This is a genomic window from Robertmurraya sp. (genome assembly GCF_036676585.1).
GTDB lineage: Bacteria > Bacillota > Bacilli > Bacillales > Cytobacillaceae > Robertmurraya_A.
Genome location: NZ_JAKFCQ010000207.1, coordinates 1 through 7801, shown reverse-complemented (window position 1 = coordinate 7801; position 7801 = coordinate 1). Strand labels below are relative to the sequence as shown.

Below are 7801 nucleotides of genomic sequence, written 5' to 3'. Positions count from 1 at the left end.
AAGAAAAATATTGTTATTAAAATGCCAGATAGCGTTCCACCGGCAGTAAGTAAATCGTTTGTTGCACTTGTTCCTGGTTTTATTGTTATCACTATTATCTTCTTAATTCGTTTAGTAATTGAGTACTTTGGAATTAGCAGTATTCACGATGTGGTTCAATTAGTACTTGGTAAGCCACTTGGATTATTAGGTGGAAGCTTAATCGGTTCGATTGTTGCCTACATGCTTATTATGATGCTTTGGTCAGCAGGTCTTCACGGAACAAACATCGTTGCAGGTGTACTAAGCCCAGTTTGGTTAATGGCAACAGAAGAAAACCAAATTGCGTTCCGTGCTGGTGAAGAATTACCAAATATCTTTACATCACAATTCTTTGAAGTATTCGTTAATATCGGTGGTACAGGTGCTACATTTGGTCTAGCGATGCTCATGCTTTTCTGGGCAAAGAGCCAACAAATGAAGGCGCTTGGTAAATTATCGGCTGGTCCTGGAACATTCATGATCAACGAACCAATCATTTTCGGTACGCCAATCGTAATGAACCCATTATTAATCGTACCATTCTTCTTAACACCAATCGTTCTAATCGTTGTAACGTACTACTCAATGAAGTTAGGTTTAGTTGCGAAGCCAGCAGGTATCGCGATTCCTTGGACAACGCCGCCAATTATCGGTGGATACCTAGCAACTGGTGGTAAGATTTCAGGTGCGGTTATGCAGGCTGTCAACGTCGTTATCGCTCTAGCTATCTACTTCCCGTTCTTCAGAATGTGGGATAAGATGAAGCAACAAGAAGAGGGCGGAGTAAATAATTCATCAAAAGTGAGTTAATTAACATCAAGACATAAAAACAATTAGTCTCACATGAGTACATGTGAGACTAATTTCTTACGGAGGGTTTACCATGGCATCTATGGAAGAAACGATATTTCAAATTATTTTACATGGTGGAAATGGAAAGAGCTGTTCAATGGAAGCCATTGCGGCTGCGAAGCGAGGAGATTTTACAGAAGCACGAGCAAAACTGCAAGAAGCAGCAGATGCATTAAACGAGGCACATCATGTTCAAACTTCATTGATTCAAGGCGAAATTAGAGGAGAAAAAGTAGAAATTTCTCTTTTAATGGTTCATGCGCAGGACCATCTGATGAACTCGATCACCATGAAGGATTTAGCAACAGAATTTGTGGAATTATACGAGACAATAAAGTTAGAAAAGGTATCTGGCTAATGATAAAAAATCAATATTACTAATAAAGGTATGGATAAGAAAAATCCATGCCTTTATTTTGTGTAAAAAAAGAGGGCCACGTTTGTGACCCTATCTAGGTAGTTTTACTTTAAAGGTAGTTCCTTTATTTTTATTCTGGGTTGCCTTAATGGTTCCTTCATGCTGCTTCACAATCCAGTGAGCAATAGATAACCCTAGGCCGACTCCTCCCGTTTCTCTAGAACGGGCTCTATCTTCGCGATAGAAACGGTCAAATATATATTTCATATTTTCTTCCTTGATCCCGATTCCCGTATCACTCACTTCAAAAATAATTTTGTGGTCTTCTTCATACGTTTTTACACCAATGCTATCATTTTCTCCGGTATACTTTAACGCATTATCAAGCAATATGACGAGCAGCTGGTGTAGGCGGACTTCGTCTGCTTCCATTTTCAAGTCACAATTCAATTGAAGCCATAAATGCTTGTCCTGTGACTCCGCAATTTCGATATAAGGGGCACATACGTTTTTCACAAATGTGTCCACATGAATGGTTTGCTTCACCAGCTGTGTTTCTGCAGAATCAGCACGAGCAAGGGTTAATAAATCAGAGGTAAGTTTCGATAGTCTTCTAGTTTCGGATAAGCTTAGTGCAATATTTTCAAATTTGTTCGCTATTTTCTCCTGAGGGGAAGTTAACAAAAGCTCGAGTTTATTTTGAATAATCGTCAAAGGTGTTCGTAATTCATGTGATGCATTCTCGACAAACTCGGCTTGTTTTTTCCATGAAAGAATAATCGGTTGCATCATTTTTTTCGATAAAATATAACTTGCTGATATAGAAAGAACGATAAAGACGATAGAAAAAATAATGATTAGCTTTTGGAAGTTATTGATGATCGTTTCTTCTGCATCGGTATTGATTATTAATTGTACATATGCCACATCATCATCTTCGTTCGTATCTTCAAATAGCAAATATCGATAGTGGTGATCGTCTATGGTTATATTAGTTACCGTATCAAGATTGTTTTTATCTAGAGTAAAGTCTTGTAAATAACTTTCGTAAAATAATGATCCGATTTGATCACCCTCAACAATCTCTCCATCTTTACTCCAATTTAACATGAAAATACGAGGGTTTTTAATCGCTCTTTGGTCGTTCATCGGAGGAGTACGATCAATACCATCTACTGGCCGGTCTTCAATTGTCCGATCTGAAAAATCACTCATATGTTTTTCCTGAACCATTTCAAGTTCTTCGTCCGTTTTTTTAAATAACGTTCCTTGCACCTGGCTGAAAATAATAATTCCAAAAATCGTGAAAATGATCGTAAAGGCAATAAGGTTAAAAATCATGAACTTGAGCTGTTGGCTACGGAAGATTTTCTCCTTAAACATTTCCTTCACCTTCTGAAAGCATATAGCCTAATCCTCGAAAGGTTTTGATATATTGATCATAATCGTATTTTTTTAAGTTTTTGCGTAGGTTGCTCGCATACACTTCCACAACCGTCGTTGAGGTATCTGACTCAAATCCCCATATTCGGTCAAAAATCTGTTCTTTGGTTAAGATCGTATTTTTATTATTGATTAAATACTCGAGTAAATCGAACTGTTTTCCATTTAGTTTTATCACTTCTTCACCAATCGATGCTGTTTTGTTCTTTAAGTTTAAATGTAAATCCTTAAAGGACAGGATATTTTCCTTAAATGAGCCAACCGAACGTCGTACCATTGCTTCTAATCGTAGCAAAAGCTCCTCACGATGAAATGGTTTGACTAGATAATCGTCTGCACCCACCTTAAATCCTTTGATCTTATCATCAATGCCGTCTTTTGCCGTCAGGATAATAACAGGAGTCGTAATATTCTTCTTTCGGAGTTCCTCAAGTACCTCGTATCCATTCATATGAGGCATCATTATGTCTAATATGATCACATCAAAAATATTTTGTTCCGCTAAATACAATCCTTCTTCTCCATCAAACGCTTGTTCAATATGAAACATTTCCTTGGTGGTTTCTTTAATTGATTCCGAGAGGACTTTGTCATCTTCTATAATTAATAAATTCAATTTTGTCGCCTCCTTTAATGAATTGTTTTTCTTAAATGAATTAAGTTCGATTATAGGGGCAAATGCGAGAAATGCAAATTATTTATTGAATATAAATTTTTTTAAGGTTTTGTTAAGGTTGGGCAAACATAATAGGCTTATCAAATAGAAAAGGAGCCAAGTTGATGAAACGAAAATATAAATTCACGAAGCTAATTGCACCTTTATTGTGCACAACATTATTATTTGCCTGCAGTAATGCGGAAGAGGAATCAAGTTCAGGTACAAGTACTGCTACAGAGGTTAATATAGAGAGTTTAAGCACACTAGCAGACAGCGATATACAATCCGTTGTAAGTGGACTTGTCAGCTATAGTGACGATGATCTTTATACAGATTGGGAAAATGAAGACGTAACGAGCATCCAGTTGAATGGATCAACAGCAACCTATGAAGGATCTGGTGCTGTGGTTGTTTCAGGAAGTACCGTTACGATTAAAGCAGGTGGCGTGTATGTACTTAGTGGAACATTAGACGATGGTCAAATTGTTGTAGACGCAGAAGATAATAATACGGTTCGACTGGTTTTAAATGGAGTAGATATTACTAGCAGTTCTTCAGCCCCAATTTATGTGAAGAATGCAGAGAAGACAGTCATTTCATTGCCTGAAGAAACGGAAAATACCATTACAGATGGAACACAGTATGCGTACGATGATGCAGAAGCAGAAGAACCAAACTCAGCCATTTTTAGTAAAGGCAATTTAACGATTAATGGTGAAGGAAAACTTGTGGTTGAAGCGAACTTTAACAACGGAATTACAGGAAAAGATGATCTGAAAATTACAGGTGGAAATATTGAAGTTACCGCTAAGGACGATGCGATTGTTGGACGAGACTTACTAGCTATTAAGGAAGGAACGTTCACGATTACAGCAGGTGGTGACGGTATGAAAACGACAAATGATGAGGATGCAGAAAAAGGAAATCTAGTCATTGAAGCTGGAACGTATTCCATTACAGCAGAAAATGACGGAATTCAAGCCCAAACTTCTCTGTATACGTTAGGTGGAGATTATACTATTACAACTGGTGGAGGAAGCCCTGAGACGGTAGCGGCAAATGAAAATGCTATGGGTGGAAGAGGCCAAAGTGAATCAACAACTACTACAACAACGACAGAAACAAGCAGTTCAAAAGGTTTAAAGGCAACAGCTGAACTGGCGATCGCTGGTGGTGCATTTGCGATTGATTCGCTAGATGACGCCGTTCATAGTAATGGTAACGTTCTAGTTGAAGCTGGTGAATTGACCATTGCAACGGGAGATGATGGCATTCACGCGGACTCTTCTGTCTTAACGAAAGGTGGAAATATCACTATTACTAAGAGTTACGAAGGAATTGAGGGTTCAGTAATTGCGATTGCAGATGGAACGCTTGACGTAACTGCAAGTGATGATGGATTGAATGTTGGTGGAGGAGTCGATGGTTCAGGAATGGACATGGAGAGCAGTACATCATCTGATATGATGCTTCAAATCAGTGGTGGTTACGTGTCTGTTAATTCACAAGGTGACGGACTTGACTCGAATGGAAACTTTGTTATGACCGGAGGAACAGCAGTCGTAAGTGGTCCAACAAACTCTGGAAATGGTTCATTAGACTATAATGGTACCTTTGAAATCTCTGGAGGATTATTAATTGCAGCTGGTAGCTCTGGAATGGTTCAAGCAAGCTCTGACACGTCAGAACAAAATGGAATTCTAATGACGTACCCAGCAACTCAAAGTGCAGGAACACTAATACACTTAGAGGATAGTGAAGGAAATACAATCGCAACCTTTGCACCAGAAAAAGAATATTCATCTGTATATATCAGCTCGCCTGATTTAGCGAAGGACTCTAGTTACACATTATATTCTGGAGGAACTTCAACAGGTACGGAAACGAATGGTTTATACACGGATGGAGAATATAGTGGCGGCACGAAGGTTGTCGAGTTCACTATTTCCGATGTCGTAACCTGGTTGAATGAATCAGGAGTGACAGAAGCCCAAAGCGGTATGGGTGGAATGGGAGGCCGTGGTGGCGGCGGAATGAGAGGCGATGGAGGAACACCGCCTGAAGGAATGGAACGACCAGATCGAGGTACAGCACCTGGTACGGATTCAAGCACGACCGACCAAAGTACAACAACGGGTGATAGTTTATAAGAACTAGAAAAAGGTAGAAGGGATTCCTTCTACCTTTTTTAACATGGAATATGCCTTTGATTTTTTACATCATAAAGTCCTTGAGCAGTTAGCTTAATCTCTGGAATGACGGGGAGAGATAAGAAGGATACCGTTAAGAACGGGTTGAAGCCTTCACCTACGCCAATTTCTTCTAGTGCAATCGTCAACTTATTCAAACCAGCATACACTTCTTGGTATGTTCCCATTGAAAGAAGGCCTGCAATCGGGAGGTGTAAAGAGGCTAACACTTCTCCATCTTTAACAACCACAAGCCCGCCCTGCATTTCTTTTATTTTTTGAGCAGCAAATAGGATATCTGAATCACTTGTTCCAGCGACAACTAAATTATGTGAGTCATGAGCAACCGTCGAAGCAATAGCTCCATTTTTCAATCCTAATCCTTTGACAATTCCTAAGCCAATTTTGTTCGTGTAATGATGCCTTTCAATAACGACTAGTTTGCATTGATCTTTTTCAAACGAAGACTCAAAACAACCAGTTTCGTTTACCGTTACTTCTTCAAAAAGATGATTGGTTACGAGACTGTTTTTATTGATTTCTATGATATTGGCTTTGTTTTCAGTGATGGGAAGATGTAACGCCTCTTCGGAAAAATCATGAAAACAAACGGTGTTTACATATTCAAAAGAAATATCTGTTTGCTCATTTTCTGGGAAATTAATTAATTGCCCATGTTCAACCATAAGATTCCCATCTTTAAACACATGGGAGATGCTCACGGAATGCAGATCATCCAGAAGTAAAAAGTCCGCGTCATATCCTGGTGCAATCGCTCCTTTTTCCTGTAAACCAAAGCATTCAGCGGTATTAATAGTAGCTAACTGAATAGCTGTAAGGGGGTCGAGTCCTTCCGAAATGGCTAATCGAACATTGTAATCAATGCTTCCTTCATGCAGGATATCATCAAGATGCTTATCGTCTGTGACAAAAAGACAGCGTCTAGCATTTCGTTCATTCACGACAGGAAGCAGCTTCTTTAAATCTCTAGCAACAGTGCCTTCCCGAATCATTAGGTACATCCCGCGGCGCAAACGAGCAATCGCATCTTCGGCAGAAGTACACTCATGATCGGTTCGTACACCAGAAGTCATAAATACATTAATGTCCATATCACTCAGTCCAGCGGCATGACCATCAATTTTTGCGTTTAAACGCTTTGCTTCATATAACTTATTTAACATTGACTCTTCCGCATTTTTCACAGCTGGAAAATTCATTACCTCTGCTAAACCGAGCACTCTTGGATGGGAAAACAATGGGGACAGATCCTCAATCTCAAGTGTGGCACCCGCTAACTCAAAGCTAGTGGCAGGTACGCAGGAAGGAAGCATAAAGTAAAAATTAAAGGGGAGATTTTCCGAAGTATCAAGTAAAAGCTGAATTCCTTTAACACCTAGTACATTGGCGATTTCGTGAGGATCGGCAACAATAGTGGTAACTCCTCTTAGTAGCTCAACCTTCGCAAATTCCTTCGGAGACACCATAGATGATTCAATATGAACATGACCATCAAGAAAAGCAGGGCATACATATCGCCCGCTTGCATCAAATTCCTTTTTACCAGAATAATTCCCTACTCCAACGAAGGCTCCATCTGTGATGGCAACGTCACCTTCATAAATTTCACCGGTAAATACATCAATAATTTTGCCATTTTTTATGACAAGATCAGCCTCCGTTTTCCCTGAGGCCACTTCAATACGTTGTTTTAGTCTGCTTTTGTCCATACTCTCCTCCTAGATCGTCTATAAGAGACTAGTATTCTGTTTTGTCAGATGATACTTCCCACATTTTAAACGGTAGATTGTACTGTTCAACAGTAATTTGATTCATCATAATCGTTCTATTTTCAATTGGCAAGCTAATTTCTTCATAAATAAAGTGATCATCAAAGCCAATTTGGGCCGCTTCCTCTTTTGTACACGCATAATAAACTGCCTTTGGCCTCGCCCAATAAATCGCTCCGATGCACATCGGACATGGTTCACAGCTTGTATATATCTCACAATCTGTTAATTGGAAACTGCCTAAATAGGAACAAGCCTCACGAATTGCTTGAACCTCTGCATGGGCAGTAGGGTCATTGGTGCTTGTGACCTCATTTTTTCCCTTTCCGATAATTTTCCCGTCCTTAATCACAATTGCTCCAAAAGGACCACCATGATTACTTAACACATTTTCACAAGCTAACTTAATCGCTTCATTCATAAAAAATACTTTTTCCATAGAATCACCTTTTCCGATGTAGTGAATGATTGAGTAAAAAACTAACCTTTG

At 39.2% G+C, this 7801-nt stretch carries 7 protein-coding genes; 3 read left to right on the top strand and 4 right to left on the bottom strand.

Annotation, left to right across the window (positions count from 1 at the left end; genetic code table 11):
- A partial coding sequence (locus ACGLXV_RS24825) for a PTS sugar transporter subunit IIC (RefSeq protein WP_391560750.1) occupies positions 1 to 831 on the top strand: 831 nt, incomplete at its 5' end.
- 73 nt (positions 832 to 904) lie between these two features.
- Positions 905 to 1231, top strand: a complete 327-nt coding sequence (locus ACGLXV_RS24820; RefSeq protein WP_391560749.1) for a PTS lactose/cellobiose transporter subunit IIA — start codon at positions 905 to 907, stop codon at positions 1229 to 1231.
- A gap of 90 nt (positions 1232 to 1321) precedes the next feature.
- On the opposite strand, the gene ACGLXV_RS24815 is transcribed toward ACGLXV_RS24820, so the two are convergent.
- Positions 1322 to 2614, bottom strand: coding sequence for a sensor histidine kinase (locus tag ACGLXV_RS24815; protein ID WP_391560748.1), 1293 nt, complete (start codon positions 2612 to 2614; stop codon positions 1322 to 1324).
- The gene (locus ACGLXV_RS24810) at positions 2607 to 3290 is read right to left on the bottom strand and encodes a response regulator transcription factor (protein WP_391560747.1); all 684 of its coding nucleotides are present in this window, start codon (positions 3288 to 3290) and stop codon (positions 2607 to 2609) included. The genes ACGLXV_RS24815 and ACGLXV_RS24810 overlap by 8 nt, the downstream gene beginning before the upstream one ends.
- Positions 3291 to 3454: 164 nt before the next feature.
- On the opposite strand from ACGLXV_RS24810, the gene ACGLXV_RS24805 reads away from it, so the two are divergent.
- Positions 3455 to 5482 (top strand): carbohydrate-binding domain-containing protein, encoded by a 2028-nt coding sequence (locus tag ACGLXV_RS24805; protein ID WP_391560746.1) that lies wholly within the window; start codon positions 3455 to 3457, stop codon positions 5480 to 5482.
- A 38-nt stretch (positions 5483 to 5520) separates the two neighbouring features.
- On the opposite strand, the gene ade is transcribed toward ACGLXV_RS24805, so the two are convergent.
- The gene (gene ade, locus ACGLXV_RS24800) at positions 5521 to 7251 is read right to left on the bottom strand and encodes an adenine deaminase (RefSeq protein WP_391560745.1); all 1731 of its coding nucleotides are present in this window, start codon (positions 7249 to 7251) and stop codon (positions 5521 to 5523) included.
- Positions 7252 to 7279: 28 nt separating this feature from the next.
- Positions 7280 to 7750 (bottom strand): nucleoside deaminase, encoded by a 471-nt coding sequence (locus ACGLXV_RS24795; protein ID WP_119710355.1) that lies wholly within the window; start codon positions 7748 to 7750, stop codon positions 7280 to 7282.
- Between the last annotated feature and the right edge of the window lie 51 nt (positions 7751 to 7801).